We start from the raw sequence: 21,036 nt of genomic DNA, 5'->3' as shown, positions 1-21,036 counted from the left end.
TGGGGGCCTCCCGGCGTCCTCAGCCCTCGGTGGGGGCGATCTGCGCCTGCGCGGTCAGCGTCTCGGCGCCGTCGGCGACGGCCCACTCGATCGACGCCGCCCGCGAGGCCGCGAGCACGTCGCCCTCGGCCCGGCGCGCGGCCTCCACGAGCGCGGCCGGCCCGGACACCGTGGCCGCCGACAGCGGGGTCTTCTGGGAGACCTTCGCCTCGCTCTTGACCTTGCGCAGCACCGACAGCGCCTGCCCGGCCGCCGGGAGCACCCCCGCGGCGCCGGCGTCGACCGTCCCCAGCTCGGCCACGGCCGGCCACGGCGCGGTGTGGACGGACCCGTCCTGCCACCACGACCAGACCTCCTCGGCCGCGTACGGCAGGAACGGCGCGAGCAGCCGCAGCAGCGTCCGCAGCGCGACCGCGGCGGTGGCCCGCGCCGAGGCCGCCGCCTCCTCGCCCCGGGCGCCGTAGGCGCGGTCCTTGACCAGCTCCACCCAGTCGTCGCAGAAGTTCCAGAAGAACTTCTCCGTCACGTCCAGGGCGGCGGCGTGGTCGTACCGCTCGAACGCCTCGGTCGCCTGCTGCACGACGGCCGACAGCCGCGCGACGACGCTGGCGTCGATCGGCTCGGTGATCGCGGCGGGGTCGGCCGCGTTCCCGCGCTCCACGCCCAGGCCCAGCACGAACTTCGAGGCGTTGAGCAGCTTCATCGCCAGCCGGCGGCCGATCTTCATCTGCCCGGTGTCGAACGTGGCGTCCGTGCCCAGCCGCGAGGACGCCGCCCAGTAGCGCACCGCGTCGGAGCCGAACTCCTCCAGCAGCGCCAGCGGCGTCACCACGTTGCCCTTGGACTTCGACATCTTCTTGCGGTCCGGGTCCAGGATCCAGCCCGACAGCGCGGTCCGCGCCCACGGCAGCCCGTCGAACTCCAGGTGCGAGCGCACCACCGTGGAGAACAGCCAGGTGCGGATGATGTCCTGCCCCTGCGGGCGCAGGTCCATCGGGTAGACGCGGGAGAACAGGTCCTCGTCGCGCTCCCAGCCGCCGGCCAGCAGCGGCGTCAGCGACGACGTCGCCCAGGTGTCCATGACGTCGGGGTCGGCGGCGAACCCGCCCGGGACCCCGCGCTGGTCCTCGGTGTAGCCCGGGGCGGCCTCGGCGGCCGGGTCCACCGGCAGCGACGCCTCGTCGGGGACGATGGGGGAGTCGTAGACCGGCTCCCCGTCGCCGTCCAGGGGGTACCAGACCGGGAACGGCACCCCGAAGAACCGCTGCCGGGAGATCAGCCAGTCCCCGTTCAGGCCCGAGACCCAGTGGTCGTACCGGTGCTTCATGTGCTCGGGGTGCCAGGCCAGCTCCCCGCCGCGCGCCAGCAGCGCCGAGCGCAGGTCGGTGTCGCGGCCGCCGTTGCGCAGGTACCACTGGCGGGTGGAGACGATCTCCAGCGGGCGGTCGCCCTTCTCGTAGAACTTCACCGGGTGCACGATCTTCTTCGGCTCCCCGACCATGTCGCCGGAGGCCTGCAGCGCCTCCACGACGGCCTTCTGCGCCGAGAACACCGTCTGGCCGGCGATGGTCGCGTAGAACTCCGCCCCCGCACCGGACAGCCACGCCGGGGTCTCGCGCAGCAGCCGGCCGTCGCGGCCGATGACGGCCCGGTTGTCCAGGTCCAGCTCGCGCCACCAGGTGATGTCGGTCGTGTCGCCGAAGGTGCAGATCATCGCGATGCCGGACCCCTTCTCGGGGTCGGCCAGCTTGTGCGCCAGGACGGGCACCTCGACGCCGAACAGCGGCGTGCGGACGGTCGTGCCGAACAGCGGCTGGTACCGCTCGTCGTCCGGGTGCGCCACCAGCGCCACGCACGCGGGCAGCAGCACCGGGCGGGTCGTCTCGATGAAGACGGGGTCGCCGCCGCCGGTGGGCTGGAAGCCGAGGCGGTGGTAGGCGCCCTCGGTGTCCTTGTCCTCCAGCTCGGCCTGCGCGACGGCCGTGCGGAACGTCGTGTCCCACAGCGTCGGGGCCTGCTGCGAGTACGCCTCGCCGCGGGCGAGGTTGCGCAGGAACGCGCGCTGGGCCGTGGCCCGCGACGACTCCGAGATCGTCGAGTAGGTGTGCGACCAGTCGACCGACAGCCCCAGCCGCCGCCACAGCGACTCGAAGACCTGCTCGTCCTCGGCGGTCAGCCGGTCGCACAGCTCCACGAAGTTGCGCCGCGAGACCTGCACGAAGTCGCGGTCGTTCTTCGGGGCCTTCTCCGGCGGCACGAAGGACGGGTCGTACGGCAGGGTCGGGTCGCAGCGCACCCCGTAGTAGTTCTGCACCCGGCGCTCGGTGGGCAGGCCGTTGTCGTCCCAGCCCATCGGGTAGAAGACGGACTTGCCGCGCATCCGCTGGAAGCGGGCGACGACGTCGGTGTGCGTGTAGCTGAACACGTGACCCACGTGCAGCGAACCGGACACGGTCGGCGGCGGGGTGTCGATGGAGTAGACGTCGGAGCGCTGCGCGGACCGGTCGAAGGCGTAGGTGCCCTGCTCCTGCCACTGCGGGGCCCAGCGCTCCTCCAGGCCGTCCACGGTGGGACGGTCGGGTACCTCGACGCCGGGCGCGACGCGGGTCTGGAACTGCGGGGCGGGGGTGGGGTCGGACATGGCCCCCATCATTCCAGCCGCGGGCGCGCGCCCGATCCGGTGCCCGCGCTGAAGGTGGGGCCCCCACCAGCCGATGCTGCGGTGTGCGCACCCGCTACCGCCCGCTGCCCTGGCAGCTCCACACCGTCTGCAGCACGGTGGTGGCGGTCCTGTGCGTGCTCGTGCCCGCGGGTCTGCTGCACGACGCCCTGTTCTCCTGCGTCAGCCTGTCCGCCGCCGTCGCGACCGCCGTGGGGACGCGCCTGCACCGCCCGCAGCGGGCCTCGGCCTGGTGGACGCTGACGGCCGGCCTGCTGGCCTGGGCGCTGGGCGACATCACCTACGCCGTCTGCTACACGTGGCTGGACTGGCAGGACTTCCCCAACGTCCCCGACCTCTTCTACGTGCTGGCCTACCCCCTCATCGCCGTCGCGATGCTGCGGATGGCCCGCCAGGCGCGGCCGGGCGCCGACCGCGAAGGCGTCATCGACGCCTCCATCCTCGCCGTCGGCTTCGGCCTGCTGTCGTGGACCTTCCTGGTGCGCCCGGCGCTGGCCGAGCTGCCCCAGGACCTGCCCGCCGGGCTGGTCGCGCTGGCCTACCCCGTCGGCGACGTCGTCGTCCTGGCCATGCTGGTGCGGGTCTTCGCCGCGGCCGGGCACGGCTCGCGGGCCTTCGGCCTGATGGCGGGGGCCGCCTCCACCATGCTGCTGGCCGACGCCCTCTGGCAGTGGGCCGACGCGTACACCACCAACGACGCCACCTGGGTCGACGGGGTCTTCGTCGTGTCCTACGTCCTGTGGGGCGCGGCGGCGCTGCACCCCTCGATGCGCCGCCTGTCCGACCCCTCCCCGAGCAGCCGGCACGAGTTCAGCACCCTGCGCCTGGTCGTGCTGACCGCGGCGAGCCTGCTCGCGCCCGGCACCCTCGCCCTCCAGCTGGCGCTGGGGCTGCCCCCGGAGGGCTGGGCGGTCGTCGTCAGCTCCGCGGTCCTCTTCGTGCTCGTCGTGGCGCGGATGGCGGCGCTGCTGGGCCGGTTGCGCGAGCAGACCGCCCTGCTGGGCGACCTGGCCCGCACCGACCCCCTGACGGGCCTGCTGAACCGCCGCAGCGCCGACGCCGAGCTGGAACGGCTGCGCACCCGGGCCCGGCACGAGGGCAGCGCGCTCGTCGTGGCCCTGCTGGACCTGGACCACTTCAAGGCCTTCAACGACACCCTGGGCCACCCGGCCGGGGACCGCCTGCTCGTGGGGGCCGCCTCGGCGTGGACCGCGGCGCTGCGCGGATCGGGGGTGCAGCTGGCCCGCTGGGGCGGGGAGGAGTTCCTGCTCGTCAGCTGCGGGCTGGGCGCCGACCGCGTCGAGCACCTGCTGACCGGGCTGCGGGCCGTCGTGCCCGAGGGGCAGACCTTCTCGGCCGGCCTGGCCCGCTGGGACGGGCACGAGGACGCCGTGCACCTCGTCGCCCGCGCCGACCAGGCCCTGTACGCGGCCAAGCACGCCGGGCGCGACTGCACCCGCACGGCTCCCGCCCCCGCCCTCGACGTGGAGGGACCCGCGCGCCGCGCCGGGTGACGTGTGCGAAGCTGCACGCACCAGCGACGACGACGTCCGCAGGAGCACCGCATGCGCAGCTTCGCCCAGATGCTCACCGAGCACGCCCGCACCCGCCCCGGCCAGGTCGCGGTCCGCCTCGACGAGCACGCCCTCACCTGGCACGACCTCGACGAGGCCACCGCCCGCGTCGCGGCCCTGCTGCGCGCGCACGGCGTCCGCCCCGGCGACCGCGTCGCGCTGGTCCTGCCCAACGTCCCGCAGTTCCCCGTCCTCTACCACGGGGTCCTGCGCGCCGGGGCCGTCGTCGTCCCGATGAACCCGCTGCTGCGCGGGCGCGAGGTCAACCACCACTTCGCCGACTCCGGCGCCGTCCTGGCCCTGGTCTGGCACGCCGTCGCCGACGCCGCCCACGCCGGGGCCGTCGGGACCGGCACCCGGGTCGTCGTCGTTGACCCCGCCGCCGACCTGCTCGCCGGGGTCGACCCCGACCCCGCCGCGCACGAACCCGGCCCCGGCGACACCGCCGTCATCCTCTACACCTCCGGCACCACCGGCTCGCCCAAGGGCGCCGAGCTGACCCACCACAACCTCGTCAGCAACGCCGTCACCTCCCAGGAACGCCTCCTGCGGCTCGGCGCCGGCGACGTGGTCCTCGGCGCGCTGCCGCTGTTCCACGCCTTCGGGCAGACCTGCGCCATGAACACCGCCCTCGTCGCCGGCCGCACCCTGACCCTGCTGCCGCGCTTCAGCGCCGCCGCGGCGCTCGCGGTGGTCCAGCGCGACCGCGTGACCCACTTCGCGGGCGTCCCCACGATGTACGTCGCCCTGCTCAACGAGCCGGGCGCGGAGGGGTTCGACCTGTCGTCGTGGCGTTCCTGCGTCTCCGGCGGCGCCTCGCTGCCGGTGGAGGTGCTGCGCGGTTTCGAGGCCCGCTTCGGGGTCCAGGTCCTCGAGGGGTACGGGCTGAGCGAGACCTCACCGGTCGCCTCCTTCAACCACCCCGACGCCGTCCGCAAACCCGGGACCATCGGGGTCCCCGTCCACGGCTGCGAGATGGACCTGCGCGGGCCCGACGGGACACCCGTCACCGACGGGGTGGGGGAGATCGTGGTCCGCGGCGAGAACGTCATGAAGGGCTACTGGCGCAACGAGGCGGCCACGGCCGCGGCCTTCACCGAGGACGGCTGGTTCCGCACCGGCGACCTCGCCACCCGCGACGGCGACGGGTACTACGCGATCGTCGACCGGGCCAAGGACATGATCGACCGGGGCGGCTACAACGTGTACCCGCGCGAGGTCGAGGAGGTCCTCTACGAGCACCCCGCGGTGGAGCAGGCCGCCGTCGTCGGGTTCCCCGACCCGCTGGTGGGGGAGGAGGTCGGGGCCGCCGTCGTCCTCAAGGAGGGCGCCACCGCCACCCCGCAGGAGCTGCAGCAGCACGTCAAGGACGCGCTCGCCGCCTACAAGTACCCGCGGCGGGTCTGGATCGTCTCCGAACTGCCCAAGGGCCCCACGGGGAAGATCCTCAAGCGCGAGATCCACCCACCCACCGAGAGGACGCCGCAGTCATGACCAGCCCCACCGGAGTCGACTACTTCGACCTGGCCGCCGACCTCACCGACGCCGAGCGCGAGGTCTGGGCGAGCGTGCGGGCCTTCGTCGACGAGGAGGTCGTCCCGGTCGCCGGCGGGTTCTGGGAGCGCGCCGAGATGCCGCTGGACCTGCTGAAGCGGTACGGGCAGCTCGACCTCGTCGGGGACGGCCTGGAGGGGCCGGGGATCCGGCCGCTGAGCCACACCGCCGCCGGGCTGATCACCATGGAGCTGTCCCGCGGCGACGGCAGCTTCGCGACGATGCTCGGGGTCCAGGCCGGCCTGGCGATGCGTTCCATCGCCTTCCTCGGCTCACCGGAGCAGAAGGAGCGCTGGCTGCCGCCGATGGCCCGCCTGGAGGTGCTCGGCGCCTTCGGCCTCACCGAACCCGACCACGGCTCCGACGCCGTCGCGCTGGCCACCACCGCGCGCCGCGAGGGCGACGAGTACGTCCTGGACGGGGCCAAGCGCTGGATCGGCTTCGGGACCGTCTGCGACGTGTGCGTCGTGTGGGCCCGCGGGGAGGACGGCCAGGTGCAGGGTTTCCTCGTCGAGCGCGGCACCCCCGGCTTCGAGGCCACCGCCATCGAGGGCAAGGCGTCGCTGCGCGCCATCCACAACGCCGACATCACCCTCACCGGCGTGCGCGTCCCGGCGGGGAACAGGCTGCCGGGCGCGAACAGCTTCCGCGACACCGGCCGGGTCCTGTCCGCCACCCGGGCCGGGATCGCGTGGGGCGCGCTGGGGCACGCCACCGCCGCCTACGAGACGGCGCTGGCGTACTCCCTGGAGCGGAAGCAGTTCGGCCAGCCGATCGCCTCGTTCCAGCTCGTCCAGGACAAGCTCGTGCAGATGCTCGCCGAGGTCACCGCCATGCAGTTGTTCTGCGTGCGGGTCGGCAAGCTCGCCGACGCCGGCCGCCTCACCGACACCCAGGCGTCGCTGGCGAAGGTGAACGCCACCCGCAAGGCCCGCGCCGTCACCGCGATGGCCCGCGACCTTCTGGGCGGCAACGGGATCCTGCTGGAGCACCGCGTCGCCCGGCACATGGCCGACGTCGAGGCCCTGCACACCTACGAGGGCACCGAGTCCATCCAGACCCTCATCGTCGGGCGCCACCTCACCGGGATCTCCTCCTTCACCTGACCCCGGCGGTCGAGGAAACCCGCACGGCGGTCAAGGACACCCGCACGGCGATCAAGGACACAGGTGTCCTTGATCGCCGTGCGGGTGTCCTTGATCGCCGGGTCCCCGGTCGCCGGGTCAGACCTTGAAGCGGCCGACCAGGGCGCGCATGTGCTCGGCCGCACCCGCGACCTGCCGCGAGCACTCGTCGGTCTCGGCCGCGCTGGCCGTGGTCCGCTCGGCGACCTGCGCCACCTCGCCGATCGTCCCGGCGATCGTGCGGGTCGCCTCGGCGGCCCGCGACACCCCCGTCGCCAGGTCGCCGGTCACCGCGGACTGCTCCTCCACGGCCGCGGCCACGGTCGCCTGGATCTCGTCGAGGCGGTCGATGACGGTCCCGATGTGGGCCACCGACCCCGCCGCCTGCGTCACGCTGCCCTGCAGCGCGGCGATCTTGTGCTCGACGTCCTCGGTGGCGCGCGCGGTCTGCAGGCTCAGCTCTTTGACCTCCCCGGCGACGACCGCGAAACCCTTCCCGGCGTCCCCGGCGCGGGCGGCCTCGATGGTCGCGTTGAGGGCCAGCAGGTTCGTCTGCTGGGCGATGGAGGTGATGGCGGCGACGATCTCGCTGATCTCCGCGGAGCTGGAGGACAGCTCGGAGATGACCTGCTCGGTGCTGCGGGCGACGTCGACGGCCTCGGCGGCGATCCGCGAGGCGTCGTGGGTGCCGCGGGCGATCTCGGAGATGGCCAGGCCCATCTGGTCGGCCGCGACGGAGATCCCGGTGACCTCCTCGCTGGCGGTGCCGGCCTGGTCGGCGACCAGCCCGGAGCGCTGCGCGGTGGCCGAGACGTCCTCCCCGAGCCGGCGGCGGGTGCCGTCGAGGCGGGTGGCGGCCCCGGCGAGGGTCTCGGCCTCGGCGGAGACCTCCCGGACGGTGCCGGCGATCGTCTCGGCGAAGCGGTTGAAGGCGCCGCCGAGCTGCCCCAGCTCGTCGCGGCGGGTCTCGTCGACGCGCTTGGTCAGGTCGCCGTCGCCGTCGGCGATGTCGGCCAGGCTGTCGCGCAGCCGGGCGATCGGGCGGCTGATGCCGGTGCCGATGACCCAGGTGACGACGCCGGCGACGAGGACGGCGAGGACGCCGAGCAGCACGGTCGTGGTCCGCAGCGAGTGGCTGGCGGCCAGCGCGGAGGAGCTGGGGGCGCTGACGAGCAGCGTCCAGGTCTGGTCCTCGTCGACGCGGACGGGGGCCACGGCCACGAGGGAGTCGCCCGTGCTGGTGGTCGCGGTGGTGCCCGAGGAGGCGACGGCCAGCGCGAGGTCCTTCGCCGCGCCCGTGGCGGGCGCGCCGAGGGCGTCGGCGTCGGGGGAGGTGACGACGGTCGCGGCGTCCGTCATGAGGGAGGCGAAGCCGGTGCCGTAGGGCTCGATCGCGGCCATCGACTCGGTGAGGCTCGTCAGGGACAGGTCGGCCGTGACGACGCCGAGGAACGTGCCGTCGACGACGACGGGCGCGGCGGCCGTCGCCATCAGGACGGTCTCCCCGTCGACGGCGTACTCGTAGGGCTCGGTGAAGAACACCTCCCCGGTCTGCTTCGGCGTCCAGTACCAGGTGCTGACGGTGGCGTCGTCGAGGTCGGTCAGGGGGGTGACGGCCAGCGAGCCGCCGCTGCGGAACCAGTAGGGGATGACGCGCCCGGTGGCGTCGGTGTCGGCGGTCCCGGCGAACTCGGCGTCCCGGCCGTCGAGGGCGTTCTGCTCCCAGCCGGTGCCCATCCCGACGAACTCGGGGTGGGCCTCGAGGGTGGCGCGCACGAGCTCGGAGGCGGCGGCCCGGGTGAGGGCGCCCCGCTGGCGCAGGGCGGCCATGCCGCCGGCGAGGTCGGTGACGGTGCGGACGGACCCGGCCAGCTGCTCCTGGACCTGGGCGGCGTTGGTCTGCGCCAGTTGCGAGGTGTACTCGGTGGCCTGCTCGCGGCCGAAGGAGTCGCTCTTCACGGTCGTGACGACGACCAGCGACGTCAGGGTGGTCACGACCATCGTGAGGGTGCTCGCGACGAGCCGGGTCCTGATGCTGCGCACTGCTGCCTGCCCCTCCGTGGACCACCTCGGCGGTCGAGGGGTCGTGCGGAGGTGTTCGGCTGTCGACAGACCGTACTTGAGAGCCGGACCTCCCGGGGCCCCGCCCGGTGGACGGGGCCCCGGGAGCCGTGGGAGCCGTGGGGCCGGCCGGCGCCGCCGCTCAGTGGAAGCGGCGACCGGTGACGCGCTCGCTGGCCCCGACGCGGTCCAGGTAGGGCGTGATGCCCCCGGTGAACAGCGGGTGCCCGGTCCCCAGGACGAGGCACACGTCGACGTCCTCGGGGCCGGCGACGACGCCCTCGTCGAGCACGTGCCGCACCTCGTCGGCCAGCGCGTCCTGGACGCGGTGCAGGACCTGCTCGGCGGTGAGGGGTTCGGTCCCGACCTGGAACAGGCCGTCGGCGGCCCCGGTCCCCGCGAGCGGCCCCTTGGGGGTGACGAGCGCCGGCCCGCCCGCCTCGACCCAGCGCCGCAGGTTCTCCGAGACGCGGTAGCGGTCGGGGAAGGCGTCGGCGAGGGTCTCGTGGACGTGCAGCATGACGGCCGGGCCGACGAAGTGCGCCAGCCGGAACGGCGACATCGGCAGCCCGAGGGGGTCCAGGCTGCGTTCGACCTCCAGCAGCGGGGTGCCGGCGTCCAGGGCGCGCACGACCTCGTCGAACATCCGCGTGGAGATGCGGTTGACGACGAACGCGGGCGCGTCGCGCACGAGCACGCACGTCTTCTTCAGCCGCTTCCCCACGGCGAACGCGGTGGCCAGGGCGGCGTCGTCGGTCGTCGCGGTCCGCACGACCTCCACCAGCGGCAGCACCGCGACGGGGTTGAAGAAGTGGAACCCGACGAACCGCCCGGGGTGCTCCAGCACCGAGGCCATCGCGGTCACCGGCAGCGAGCTGGTGTTGGTGGCGATGACGGCGTCGGGGCGCAGCAGCGGTTCGAGCTCGCGCAGCACGTCCTGCTTGACGGACAGCTCCTCGAAGACGGCTTCGATGACGAAGTCGCAGCCGGACAGGGCCGAGGTGTCCACCGACCCCGAGACCGAGGCGGTGAGGCGGTTGGCGGTGTCCTGCGTGATCCGGCCCTTGCGCAGCAGGTCCTGCACGCCGTCGCGGACGAACGCGACGCCCTTCTCGACCCGGTCGGCGGAGACGTCGGTGAGGATGACGGGCACCTGGAGGCGGTGCAGGAACAGCAGGGCCAGCTGGGAGGCCATGAGCCCGGCACCGACGACGCCGACGCTGGTGACGTCCCGGGCCAGGTCCGGGTCGGGGGCGCCGGCCGGCTTGCGGGCGTACCGCTGGACGAGGTCGAAGGCGTACAGCCCGGCGCGCAGCTCCCCGGAGAGGATGAGGTCGCCCAGGGCGGCCTCCTCGGCGGCGAAGTGCGTGGCCCGGTCGTTCGCGCGGGCCGCGGCGAGCAGGTCCAGCGTCCGGTAGGGCGCGGGGGCGGCGCCGTGGACGCGGGCGTCGGCGACGGCCCGGCCGCGGGCGACCGCGGCCTCCCAGGCGGCCTCGTCGGCCGGTCCGGGCCGTTCGACGCGCACCTGCCCGGCCAGGACGGCGGCGGTCCAGCGCAGCGACTGCACGAGGAAGTCGGCCGAGGCGAACACGGCGTCGGCGATCCCGGCCTCGTGGGCCTGCGGGCCGGTGAGGGTCTTGTTCCCCGCCAGCGCGTTCTCGATCGCGACGCGCACGGCGACGTCGGGGCCGGCCAGGTGCGGCAGCAGGTACGTGCCGCCCCAGCCGGGGACGAGGCCGAGGTGCGCCTCGGGCAGGCCGAGGCCGCGGACCTGGTCGGACACCGTGCGGTGGGTGCAGTGCAGGGCCGTCTCCAGGCCGCCGCCGAGGGCGAGGCCGTTGACGTAGGCGAAGGTGGGCACGGGCAGGTCGGCGAACCGGCCCAGGACGCGGTGCCCGAGCTCGGCGGTGGCGACGGCGTCCTCGCGGGTGGTGACCCCGGCGACGGACTTCAGGTCGGCCCCGGCGCAGAACACGCCGCCCACGCCGGTGACGCCGACGGCGACCAGGCCCTCGTCGCGCACGAGGCGCTCGGCCTCCTCGACCGCCCGTCCCAGTTCGGGCAGGGTGTCCGGGCCCAGGACGAAGGGCCGGCGCGGGTCGCCCGGGTCGAGGGTCAGCAGGGCGACCCGGCCGGCGCTGCCGCTGCCGCCGGCGGCGGCGGGCAGGTCGAGGGTGCGGACGTGGACGGGCATCAGTTCGCCCCTTCCCAGTTCGGGTTCTCCCACAGGACCGAACCGCCCTGCCCCAGCCCCACGCACAGGGCGGTGAGGCCGTAGCGGACCTCGGGGTGCTCGGAGAACTGCCGGGCGAGCTGGGTCATCAGCCGGACCCCGGAGGCGGCCAGCGGGTGCCCGATGGCGATGGCGCCGCCGTAGGGGTTGACCCGCTCGTCGTCGTCGGCGATGCCGAAGTGGTCCAGGAAGCTGAGCACCTGCACCGCGAACGCCTCGTTGAGCTCGAACAGCCCGATGTCCTCGATGCCGATCCCGGTGCGCCGCAGCAGCTTCTCGGTGGACGGGATCGGCCCCAGACCCATGACGCCCGGTTCGACGCCGGCGAAGGCGAAACCCACCAGCCGCATCCTGGGCTCCAGGCCGAGCTCGGCGGCGACGTCCTCGGCGGCCACGACGCACGCCGTGGCGCCGTCGGTCAGCGGGGAGGCGTTGCCGGCGGTGACGCGCCCGTGCGGGCGGAAGGGGGTGCGCAGGCCCGCCAGCGCCTCGACGGTGGTGCCGGGCCGGGCGAGCTCGTCGGCGGTGGCCAGGCCCCAGGCGCCCTCGGCGTCGAGGGTGGCGACGGGGACGAGGTCGGCGCCGACCTGCCCGTTCGCGACGGCCTTGGCGAACTTCGCCTGGGAGTTCGCGGCGTACTCGTCGGCGCGCCGCTTCGTCAGCTGCGGGAAGCGGTCGTGCAGCGCCTCGGCGGTCTTGCCCATGTCGAGGGCGTCGGGGGAGACGATGCGCTCGGTGAGGAAGCGGGGGTTGGGGTCCATCCCCTGCCCGAGGGGGTGGTGGCCCATGTGCTCGACGCCGCCGGCGAGCGCGACGTCGAGGGCGCCGACGGCGATGGAGGCCGCGGTCGTCGTCACGGCCGTCATCGCCCCGGCGCACCAGCGGTCGATCGCGTACCCGGGGGTGGTGACGGGCAGCCCGGCGAGCAGGGCGGTGCTGCGGCCCAGGACCAGGCCCTGGTCCCCGGACTGGGTGGCCGCGGCGATCGCGACCTCCTCGACGCGTTCGGGGGGCAGGGTCGGGTTGCGCCGCAGCAGTTCGCGCAGGCACGCCACGACGAGGTCGTCGGCGCGGGTGCGGGCGTGCAGGCCGTCGGGGCGGGCCTTGCCGAACGGGGTGCGGACGCCGTCGGCGAAGACGACGCTCCGGCCGGGCTGCGGGTGGGCGGGGGTGGGGACCACTGGACCTCCTCGTCGCGGGTGCTTCCGCGCCCACCGTACGCGCTGACCGAGGTAAGCGGTACCGGGAGTCCCGGTTACCCGGCGGCCTCGGTCACCAACCGGGCCAGCAGGTCCGCGTTGGGTTCCACGGTGAGGACGGAGTCGAAGTACAGCTGGTTCGACTCCTCCTCGCCGAGCTCGACGACGCGCCCGGCCCGCACCACGTCGAGCCGCTGGAACCCCTCGCGGGCGCGCAGCGCGTCCGTCGCGGCCCGGCCCGCGCCGAAGTCCAGCAGCACCAGCAGGTCGCCCTCCAGCTGCACGAGCTGCTCGGCGGACAGCACCTCGACGGCCTCGTCGGGGGTGGCCCGCGCCGGCAGCGGCGGCAGGCCCAGGGCCGCGGCCGCCTTCCCGGCCGGGGAGGTGTCGTTCAGGACGTAGAGGCTGCCGTCGTCGAAGGCCGCCACGGTCCGCACGGTCACCGCCCGGGCGGCGGCGGGCAGCGCCGCGGCCGTCGCGGCGACGGAGGCCTCCACGGCGGCGACCCGGTCGGCGGCCTCCTGCTCGCGGCCCACGGCGCGGGCCACCTGCTCCAGGTTCGTGCGCCAGTCGATGAAGCTGGTCACGACGGTCGGGTCGATCGCGGAGTACGTCGGGAGGTTCTGGTCGGTGGCGTAGCCCCGCTGCACGAGCACCAGGTCGGGGGCCCAGGCGGCGAGCTGCTCGAAGTTCGTCTCCCCGGCCAGCTCGTAGCTGGGGATCCCGCGGGCCAGCTCGCGGACCCAGGGGCGCAGCGGGTCGTTGCGCTGCCCGAACCCGACCGGCCGCACGCCCAGGGCCAGCAGCGAGCACAGCTCCGCGCCGTCGGTGGCGCACACGACGCGCTGCGGGGCGCTCGCCAGCTCGGTGCGGCCCAGGTCGTGCTCGACGGTGCGGGGGAACCCGCCGGTGGTGGTGCCGCCGCCGGTGGGGGAGGCCTCCCCGGCGGCCGTGCCCGACGAGCAGGCGGCCAGGGCGGCCAGGGCGGCCAGCGGGGTGGTGGACAGGACGGCTCGGCGCGTGGGCACGTCGGCTCCGGGGTTCGCAGGGGTCCGGCGACCGCCGGGCGCGTCGAAGTTAGCTGAGCCTGGCCTCACGTTCAACGAGGCCGGGTGCCGGTGCCCGGGGACGACGGAGCCCCGCCGCCGCGGTGGGGGCCGCGGGGCGGGGCGGGGCGGGGCGTCGGAGGGTCAGGCGGTCAGGCCGCGGGTGGGACGCAGCAGCTTGACGACGAGCAGGACGCTCGCGCAGATCGTGAGGAACGCCAGCGCGCGCCAGCCGACGGTGAGCACCACGCGCTGGAACTCCACGCTGGCCTGGGTCAGCCAGTACCAGGCGCCCACGGAGGAGAGGACGACGGAGCCCAGGAGCGTGGCCAGCAGGCCCCCGCCGCCGCCGCTGCGCTTGCCGGCCTCGGCCGCGGCCTGCGCCGCCCACAGGTCGCGGCGGGTGCCCATGAGGTGGGTCACCCACGACTTGGCGGTGTTCCAGCCGGAGAACCACAGCCACAGCTCACCGGGCAGCCACAGCGCGGCGAACACGTAGTCGGCGGCGGTGCGGTGCGGGGACAGGTGCGCCATCTTCAGCTGGTAGAGCGCCGCGAGGACGGTCGGGGTCAGCCACCACCAGGACCACACGAACTGCGAGACCGACACCGAGGCCGCGAGCAGCGCCACGAACGCCAGGCGCATGAGCACGTTCAGGCCCAGGCCGATGTGCTGGAGCCAGAAGGGCAGCGTCCGCTTCGACAGCGGCATCGAGGTCATGAGGGCGATGAGGCCGGCGTTCCACTTGGCCCGCTGGCCCGACAGCGCGCGCACGGTGGGCATGGCGCCGACCTGGGCGCGGGCGCTGGCCGACATGACGGTCGTCCAGCCCAGCTCCTGCAGCTCCAGGCCCAGCTGCGCGTCCTCGGTGGCGGTCTCGTTGGTCCACGGGGCGGGGCGGCGGTGCTGGCGGGCGACCTCGTCGACGGCGTTGAACCGGAACGCCGAGCACTGCCCGCCGACGATGGTCGTGCGCCGGGCGCGCTCGTTGGCCCGGACCTGGAACTGGGTGAAGTCGAGCTTCTGCGCGCGCACCAGCTGGCGGTTGAACCAGCCGCCGGTCCCCTCGGCGAAGTGGTACTTGGCCGACACCGCGGCGGCGCTGGGGGTCTTGAGCAGCTCGGCCTCGAGGTCGGCGAGGCAGTCGGGGTCCAGGACGACGTCGGCGTCCATGGAGACCATGACGTCGAACGCGCCGCCGGCCAGGAACTCGGCGTAGCCGGCGGCCAGCGCGCCGACCTTGGCGTCGGTGTTGCCCTTGGTCTCGATGACCTTGACCCCGCGGTAGCGCCGGGCGATCCGCACGGTGTCGTCGGTGCAGTTGTCGGCGATGACGACGATGAGGTCGGGGGTGCGGGTCTGGGTCAGCAGGGAGTCCAGGCACGCCTCGATGTCCTGCTCCTCGTTGTGCGCGGGCAGCAGGACGGCCATGCGGGCGGTGCGGCGCGTCGCCGGCTTGTAGCGCAGGCGGTGGATCGTGACCTCGAGCACGCGCCGGGCGGACACGGCCGCGTCCGCGATGCGCTCGGCGATCCCGGCCCGGGGGGCGGGCACGCCCGGGCTGAGCACGACGGTGCCCTCGACGACCCGCGGCTCGGGCTGGACGAGGAGGGGGGCGAGGTCTTGAACGGCCATGGGGGACTGCCTCCGGGGCGGTGACGGGCGGTGTGGGGCGGGCTCACCAGTGACGTTAGGTAGCCGATTGCTGCACCAGTAGCTGCGTTCCGCCGCACGAGGTAACGCTGTGGTGATGAAGGAGCCACTTGGACCCGCTGTCATCACGCAGGGTGAGTGAACGTTGCAGATCCCCTGACGCACCGTCAGCAGTACTCGCGCTCCGTCGTGATCCGCGGCGTCCGGGGAAGACCCCGGCCGTCCCGGCGGTTACGATGACCGCACAGGCGTCGACCCGGCCATCACCGGTGAGCCTCCGGAAGAACGGCCCCCCAGGGGCTCACTAGACCCGGACGGGTGCGGCCCGTGACAGCCGGACGAGAGGTCGTCCACGACCCTCCCCGCGGGGAGGGGCGGGACGGCAAGCGGGGTGGTACCGCGGCACCGCCGGCCCCGGCGGGCGTCGTCCTCGCGGCTGGAGCGGTTCAGTCGAGGAGACACGGTGTCCGAGGACGTCACAGGAACCCCGCAGGCCCCGGGTGAGGGCACGAGCAGTCCCGGCTTCCCCGCCATCGAGCAGCGCGTCCTGGACTCCTGGGCCCGCGACGACACCTTCCGCGCCAGCGTCGACGCCCGCGAGGGCTCGGCCGCCGGGGAGTTCGTCTTCTACGACGGCCCGCCGTTCGCCAACGGCCTGCCGCACTACGGCCACCTGCTGACCGGGTACGTCAAGGACCTCGTCCCGCGCTACAAGACCATGCGCGGGCACCAGGTGGAACGCCGCTTCGGCTGGGACACCCACGGCCTGCCCGCCGAGGTCGAGGCCGAGAAGCAGCTCGGCATCACCCACAAGTCCGAGATCGAGGCCCTCGGGATCGCCGCGTTCAACGACACCTGCCGCACCTCGGTGCTGAAGTACACGCGGGAGTGGGAGGCGTACGTCACCCGCCAGGCGCGCTGGGTCGACTTCGAGAACGACTACAAGACCCTCGACACCGACTACATGGAGTCGGTCATGTGGGCCTTCAAGACCCTGTGGGACAAGGGCCTGGTCTACGAGGGGTTCCGCGTCCTGGCCTACTGCTGGCGCTGCGAGACCCCGCTGAGCAACTCCGAGACCCGCCTCGACGACGTCTACCGCAACCGCCAGGACCCCGCCGTCACCGTCGGGTTCCGGTTCACCGACGCCGGCGACGACCTCGACGGCGTCCTGGGCCTCATCTGGACCACCACGCCGTGGACGCTGCCCAGCAACCTCGCCATGGCCGTCCACCCCGACCTGGAGTACGTCGTGCTCACCGGCACCGGTGAGCACGAGGGGGAGAGGTTCCTGCTCGCCGCCGACCGCCTCGGGCACTACGCCCGCGAGCTGGGCGAGGACGCCGCCGACCGCGTCGTGGCCCGCCACCGCGGGTCCGAGCTGCTCGGCCGCCGCTACGTCCCGCCGTTCGGCTACTTCGCCGGCCGCGAGAACGCCCACCAGGTCCTCGCCGCCGACTACGTCACCACCGACTCCGGCACCGGCCTGGTCCACATCGCCCCCGCCTTCGGCGAGGACGACAAGCTCGTCACCGACGCCGCCGGCATCGTCCCCGTCGTGCCCGTCGCCGCCGACGGCACCTTCACCGCCGAGGTCACCGACTTCGCCGGGATGCACGTCTTCGACGCCAACAAGGAGATCAACCGCGCCCTGCGCGACGGCGTGCCCTCCGGCGCGGTCCTGCTGCGGCTGGAGACCTACGACCACTCCTACCCGCACTGCTGGCGCTGCGGGAACGCGCTGATCTACCGCGCCGTGTCCAGCTGGTTCGTCAAGGTCACCGCGATCCGCGACCGCATGGTCGAGCTGAACGAGCAGATCACCTGGGTCCCCGAGCACGTCCAGCACGGCTCCTTCGGCAAGTGGCTCGAAGGCGCCCGCGACTGGTCCATCAGCCGCAACCGCTACTGGGGCAGCCCGATCCCCGTCTGGACCTCCGACGACCCGACCTACCCGCGCGTCGACGTCTACGGGTCCCTCGACGACCTCGAACGCGACTTCGGCGTCCGCCCCGACGACCTGCACCGCCCGCACGTCGACGAGCTCACCCGGCCCAACCCCGACGACCCCACCGGGAAGTCGACCATGCGCCGCGTGCCGGAGGTCCTGGACTGCTGGTTCGAGTCCGGCTCCATGCCGTTCGCGCAGGTCCACTACCCGTTCGAGAACACCGAGTGGTTCGAGTCGCACTACCCCGGCGACTTCATCGTCGAGTACATCGGGCAGACCCGCGGCTGGTTCTACACGCTGCACGTCCTGGCCACCGCGCTGTTCGACCGCCCGGCGTTCCGCACCGCCGTCTCGCACGGCATCCTGCTCGGCGACGACGGCCGCAAGATGAGCAAGTCGCTGCGCAACTACCCCGACGTCTCCGAGGTCCTGGACCGCGACGGCTCCGACGCCATGCGCTGGTTCCTCATGAGCTCGCCGGTCCTGCGCGGCGGGAACCTCATCGTCACCGAGCAGGGCATCCGCGACTCCGTCCGGCAGGTCCTGCTGCCGCTGTGGAACACCTTCCAGTTCTTCCAGCTGTACGCCGGCACCTCCAGCCACACCCCGCGCTGGCGGACCGGCTCGCCCGACGTGCTGGACCGCTACGTCCTGGCCAAGCTGCACGACACCGTCGCGACGGTCACCGCCCAGCTCGACGCCTACGACATCGCCGGCGCCTGCGAGACCGCCCGGCAGTTCCTGGACTCCCTCACGAACTGGTACGTCCGGCGCTCGCGGTCGGCGTTCTGGGACGGGGAGTCCGACCGGGCCCGGGACGCCTTCGACACCCTGTACACGGTGCTGGAGACGACGACGCGGATGCTCGCCCCGCTGCTGCCGCTGTTCTCCGAGGAGATCTGGCGGGCCCTGACCGGGGGCCGCTCGGTGCACCTGACCGACTGGCCCGACGCCCTCGACCTGCCCGCCGACCCGGCCCTGGTGGCCGCGATGGACGAGGCCCGCGCGACCTGCTCCAGCGTCCTGGCGCTGCGCAAGGCCAACGGCCTGCGGGTGCGGCTGCCGCTGGAGGAGGTCCAGGTCCTCGTCGCCGACCCCGCGGCGCTGGAACCGTTCGCCCAGCTCGTCGCCGAGGAGGTGAACGTCCGGTCCGTGACGCTGGGCCCGATCGAGCGGGCCGTGGAGCACGGGGTCGTCGCCAAGCTCACCGTGAACGCGCGCGCCGCCGGGCCCCGGCTCGGCAAGTCCGTCCAGCAGGCCATCAAGGGGTCCAAGAGCGGCGACTGGGAGGAACGTCCCGACGGCACCGTCGTCGCGGGCGGCATCGAGCTCGTCGAGGGGGAGTACGAGGTGACGACCGTCGTCGAGGGGGCGCGGGAGGGGCTGGCGACCTCCGCGCTCGACGGCGGCGGGTTCGTCGTCCTGGACACCACCGTCACCCCCGAGCTGGCCGCCGAGGGCATCGCCCGCGACGTCGTCCGGCTCGTGCAGCAGGCCCGGCGCGAGGCGGGCCTGCACGTGTCCGACCGCATCCGCCTGACCGTGGCGGCCGACGGCCCCGTCTGGGAGGCGCTGGTGACGCACCAGCGCCTCGTCGTGGACGAGACGCTGGCCCAGCAGTTCGGGTCCAGCGGTTCGGCCGACTCCCTCAGCCCGCAGGAGGCCACGCTGGTGGGCACCGTCGAGGGCCACGAGGTGCGGATCTCCGTGACGAAGGTGGACCGGTGAGCGACCCCCGAGACCCCCAGGACCGCCGGGACCCCCGTGACGCCGCCGCCGCCGAGCTCGCCGAGCTCCTCGGCCCGCTCGGCGACGGGACCGACGACACCGACGACACCGACGACGGGGCGCAGGCCTTCGGCACCGACGGCCTGCGCCGCGGCCGGGTCCCGCAGGACCGCCGCTCCCCGCGCGTGGACTCCACCGGCAAGCTGGTCGCGGCCACCCCCGCCGAGGAGGAGGACGACCGGTTCACCGAGGTCGTGGACGCGATCCTGGCCCGCAACCCCGAGCACCGCATCCACCCCACCCTCGACCGGGTCCGGGAGGCGTGCGGGCTGCTGGGCGACCCGCAGCTGTCCTACCGCGTGGTGCACCTGGCCGGCACCAACGGCAAGACCTCCACGGCCCGCATGGTGGAACGGCTGGTCCGCGAGCACGACCTGCGGACCGGCCGGTTCACCAGCCCGCACCTGACCGACATCACCGAGCGGATCTCCATCGACGGCGACCCGATCACGCACGCCGCGTTCGTGCGGGCCTGGGACGACGTCGAGCCGGTCGTGACGATCGTCGACGCGCGCGCCGCCGAGCGCGGCGAACCCCGGATGAGCTTCTTCGAGGTCCTCACCCTGATGGCCTTCGCCGCGTTCGCCGACGCCCCCGTCGACGTCGCCGTCATCGAGACCGGGCTGGGCGGGACGTGGGACACGACGAACGTCGTGCAGCCCGACGTCGCCGTCGTCACGCCCGTCTCCATGGACCACGAGACGTGGCTGGGGTCGACGCTGGAGGAGATCGCGGGCCAGAAGGCCGGGATCATCAAGCACGGCTCGACCGTCGTCCTGGGCCGGCAGGAGGAGGAGGCGGGCCTGGTGCTGCTGGCCAAGGCCGCCGCCGAGCGCGTCACCGTGGTGCGCGAGGGCCTGGACTTCGGCGTGGAGGCCCGCACGCTCGCCGTCGGCGGGCAGCAGGTGTCGCTGCGGACCCGCGGTGGCGTCTACACCGACGTGTTCCTGCCCCTGCACGGCGCGCACCAGGCCGAGAACGCCGCGACCGCGCTGTCGGCGGCCGAGGCGCTGCTGGCGATGCCCGGCGGGACCCTGATGCCGGCGCTGGTCGAGGCGGCGTTCGCCGACGTCACCTCCCCGGGCCGGATGGAGGTGCTGCGCACCTCCCCGCTGATCCTGGCCGACGCCGCGCACAACCCGGCGGGAGCCGAGGCGCTGGCCGCGGCCATCGCCGAGGCGTTCACCCTCAGCCGGCTCGTCGGGGTCGTCGCCGTCATGGCGGACAAGGACGTCGAGGGCGTCCTGAACGCCCTCGAGCCCGTCCTGGCCGAGGTCGTCGTCACCCGGTCCAGCTCCCCGCGCGGGATGGAACCGGCCGAGCTCGGGGAACTGGCCGAGGACGTCTTCGGCGCCGACCGCGTCCACGTCGTCGAGCGCCTCGACCAGGCCGTCGCGACCGCCGTCGACCTCGCCGAGTCCGAGGCGGGCGCCGGGGGCGGCATCGGCGGCTCCGGCGCGGGCGTCGTCATCGCCGGGTCCGTCGTCCTCGCCGGCGACGCCCGGGCCCTGCTGGGGAAGGACAAGCAGTGAAGCGCAGCACGAAACGCCTGTTCGCGGCGACCACGCTGGCCTGCGAGGCCCTGCTGGTGTTCTTCGCGACGCTCGTCGCGTACGGGCTCGTCCCGATGGAGCAGCGGCGGGTCAGCTACCTCGTCGTCGGCGGGGCGCTGATCCTGCTGTGCCTGCTGACCGCCGGGCTGCTGCGGTCCCCGGTGGGGTACGCCGTCGGCTGGGTCGTGCAGCTGGTGCTGATCGCCAGCGGGTTCGTGGTCCCGATGATGTTCGGCATCGGGTTCGCGTTCGCCGTCATCTGGTTCTTCGCCCTGCGCGTGGGCGGGCGCGTCGACCGGGAGAAGGCCGAGGTCGCCCGCCGGCTCGCCGAGCAGCAGTGAACCACCCGCCCCGACCCACCCGGAGGACCACCGTGCGCATCGCCGTCGACCCCACCGCCGCCCAGCCGGCGGAACTGCTCGACCGGGACGTCTTCACCGAGTTCGACGTCGCGGGGGGGGGGGGGGGGGGGGGCGCGGGGGGGGGGGGGGGGGGGGGGGGGGGGGGGGGGGGGGGGGGGGCGGGGGGGGGGGGGGGGGGGGGGGCGGGGGGGGGGGGGGGGGGGGGGGGGGGGGGGGGGGGGGGGGGGGGGGGGGGGGGGCGCTGGCGGGGGGGGGGTG

The 21,036-nt window shown here is 74.1% G+C and carries 12 protein-coding genes; 6 read left to right on the top strand and 6 right to left on the bottom strand.

Annotation, left to right across the window (positions count from 1 at the left end; genetic code table 11):
• Positions 1-19 precede the first annotated feature (19 nt).
• Positions 20-2,641 carry a valine--tRNA ligase gene (gene valS / locus ACRYRX_RS21110; RefSeq protein WP_432515113.1) on the bottom strand — a complete coding sequence of 874 codons (2,622 nt, stop codon included), beginning with the start codon at positions 2,639-2,641 and terminating at the stop codon, positions 20-22.
• Between the two features lie 83 nt (positions 2,642-2,724).
• Between valS and ACRYRX_RS21105 the strand changes: the two genes are divergently transcribed.
• The 3 genes from ACRYRX_RS21105 to ACRYRX_RS21095 are packed head-to-tail and all read left to right on the top strand — an operon-like array spanning position 2,725 to position 6,914.
• The gene (locus tag ACRYRX_RS21105) at positions 2,725-4,194 is read left to right on the top strand and encodes a GGDEF domain-containing protein (RefSeq protein WP_432515112.1); all 1,470 of its coding nucleotides are present in this window, start codon (positions 2,725-2,727) and stop codon (positions 4,192-4,194) included.
• A 51-nt stretch (positions 4,195-4,245) separates the two neighbouring features.
• Positions 4,246-5,748 carry a long-chain-fatty-acid--CoA ligase gene (locus tag ACRYRX_RS21100; protein WP_432515110.1) on the top strand — a complete coding sequence of 501 codons (1,503 nt, stop codon included), beginning with the start codon at positions 4,246-4,248 and terminating at the stop codon, positions 5,746-5,748.
• Positions 5,745-6,914 carry an acyl-CoA dehydrogenase family protein gene (locus ACRYRX_RS21095; protein WP_432515109.1) on the top strand — a complete coding sequence of 390 codons (1,170 nt, stop codon included), beginning with the start codon at positions 5,745-5,747 and terminating at the stop codon, positions 6,912-6,914. Before ACRYRX_RS21100 ends, ACRYRX_RS21095 begins: the two co-directional genes overlap by 4 nt.
• A 117-nt stretch (positions 6,915-7,031) precedes the next feature.
• On the opposite strand, the gene ACRYRX_RS21090 is transcribed toward ACRYRX_RS21095, so the two are convergent.
• The 5 genes from ACRYRX_RS21090 to ACRYRX_RS21070 form a co-directional block, all read right to left on the bottom strand.
• Entirely contained in the window at positions 7,032-8,975 is a 1,944-nt protein-coding gene (locus tag ACRYRX_RS21090; RefSeq protein WP_432515108.1) for a methyl-accepting chemotaxis protein, read from the bottom strand.
• Between the two features lie 160 nt (positions 8,976-9,135).
• Positions 9,136-11,187, bottom strand: a complete 2,052-nt coding sequence (locus tag ACRYRX_RS21085; protein ID WP_432515107.1) for a 3-hydroxyacyl-CoA dehydrogenase NAD-binding domain-containing protein — start codon at positions 11,185-11,187, stop codon at positions 9,136-9,138.
• The gene (locus ACRYRX_RS21080; protein ID WP_432515106.1) at positions 11,187-12,407 is read right to left on the bottom strand and encodes a thiolase family protein; all 1,221 of its coding nucleotides are present in this window, start codon (positions 12,405-12,407) and stop codon (positions 11,187-11,189) included. The genes ACRYRX_RS21085 and ACRYRX_RS21080 overlap by 1 nt, the downstream gene beginning before the upstream one ends.
• A gap of 74 nt (positions 12,408-12,481) precedes the next feature.
• The gene (locus tag ACRYRX_RS21075; protein ID WP_432515105.1) at positions 12,482-13,453 is read right to left on the bottom strand and encodes an ABC transporter substrate-binding protein; all 972 of its coding nucleotides are present in this window, start codon (positions 13,451-13,453) and stop codon (positions 12,482-12,484) included.
• 162 nt (positions 13,454-13,615) lie between these two features.
• The gene (locus ACRYRX_RS21070; protein WP_432515103.1) at positions 13,616-15,106 is read right to left on the bottom strand and encodes a glycosyltransferase family 2 protein; all 1,491 of its coding nucleotides are present in this window, start codon (positions 15,104-15,106) and stop codon (positions 13,616-13,618) included.
• 481 nt (positions 15,107-15,587) lie between these two features.
• Here ACRYRX_RS21070 and ileS point away from each other — a divergent pair, with 481 nt between their 5' ends.
• The 3 genes from ileS to ACRYRX_RS21055 are packed head-to-tail and all read left to right on the top strand — an operon-like array spanning position 15,588 to position 20,757.
• Positions 15,588-18,803, top strand: a complete 3,216-nt coding sequence (gene ileS, locus ACRYRX_RS21065) for an isoleucine--tRNA ligase (protein ID WP_432515102.1) — start codon at positions 15,588-15,590, stop codon at positions 18,801-18,803.
• Positions 18,800-20,395, top strand: coding sequence for a bifunctional folylpolyglutamate synthase/dihydrofolate synthase (locus ACRYRX_RS21060; RefSeq protein ID WP_432515101.1), 1,596 nt, complete (start codon positions 18,800-18,802; stop codon positions 20,393-20,395). The genes ileS and ACRYRX_RS21060 overlap by 4 nt, the downstream gene beginning before the upstream one ends.
• Positions 20,392-20,757: a DUF4233 domain-containing protein gene (locus ACRYRX_RS21055; RefSeq protein ID WP_432515100.1), complete on the top strand. Its 366-nt coding sequence runs from the start codon at positions 20,392-20,394 to the stop codon at positions 20,755-20,757. Before ACRYRX_RS21060 ends, ACRYRX_RS21055 begins: the two co-directional genes overlap by 4 nt.
• The last annotated feature ends 279 nt before the right edge of the window (positions 20,758-21,036 follow it).

The sequence above is a fragment of the Kineococcus lubricus genome, assembly GCF_050871965.1.
GTDB lineage: Bacteria > Actinomycetota > Actinomycetes > Actinomycetales > Kineococcaceae > Kineococcus.
This window is presented reverse-complemented; position numbering and strand designations above follow the sequence as displayed.

What these genes read in the sequence shown, in the direction of transcription:
- ACRYRX_RS21085 (WP_432515107.1), bottom strand. Translation starts at nt 11,187, where the DNA reads ATGCCCGTCCACGTCCGCACCCTCGACCTGCCCGCCGCCGCCGGCGGC.
- valS (WP_432515113.1), bottom strand. Translation starts at nt 2,641, where the DNA reads ATGTCCGACCCCACCCCCGCCCCGCAGTTCCAGACCCGCGTCGCGCCC.
- ACRYRX_RS21070 (WP_432515103.1), bottom strand. Translation starts at nt 15,106, where the DNA reads ATGGCCGTTCAAGACCTCGCCCCCCTCCTCGTCCAGCCCGAGCCGCGG.
- ACRYRX_RS21095 (WP_432515109.1), top strand. Translation starts at nt 5,745, where the DNA reads ATGACCAGCCCCACCGGAGTCGACTACTTCGACCTGGCCGCCGACCTC.
- ACRYRX_RS21100 (WP_432515110.1), top strand. Translation starts at nt 4,246, where the DNA reads ATGCGCAGCTTCGCCCAGATGCTCACCGAGCACGCCCGCACCCGCCCC.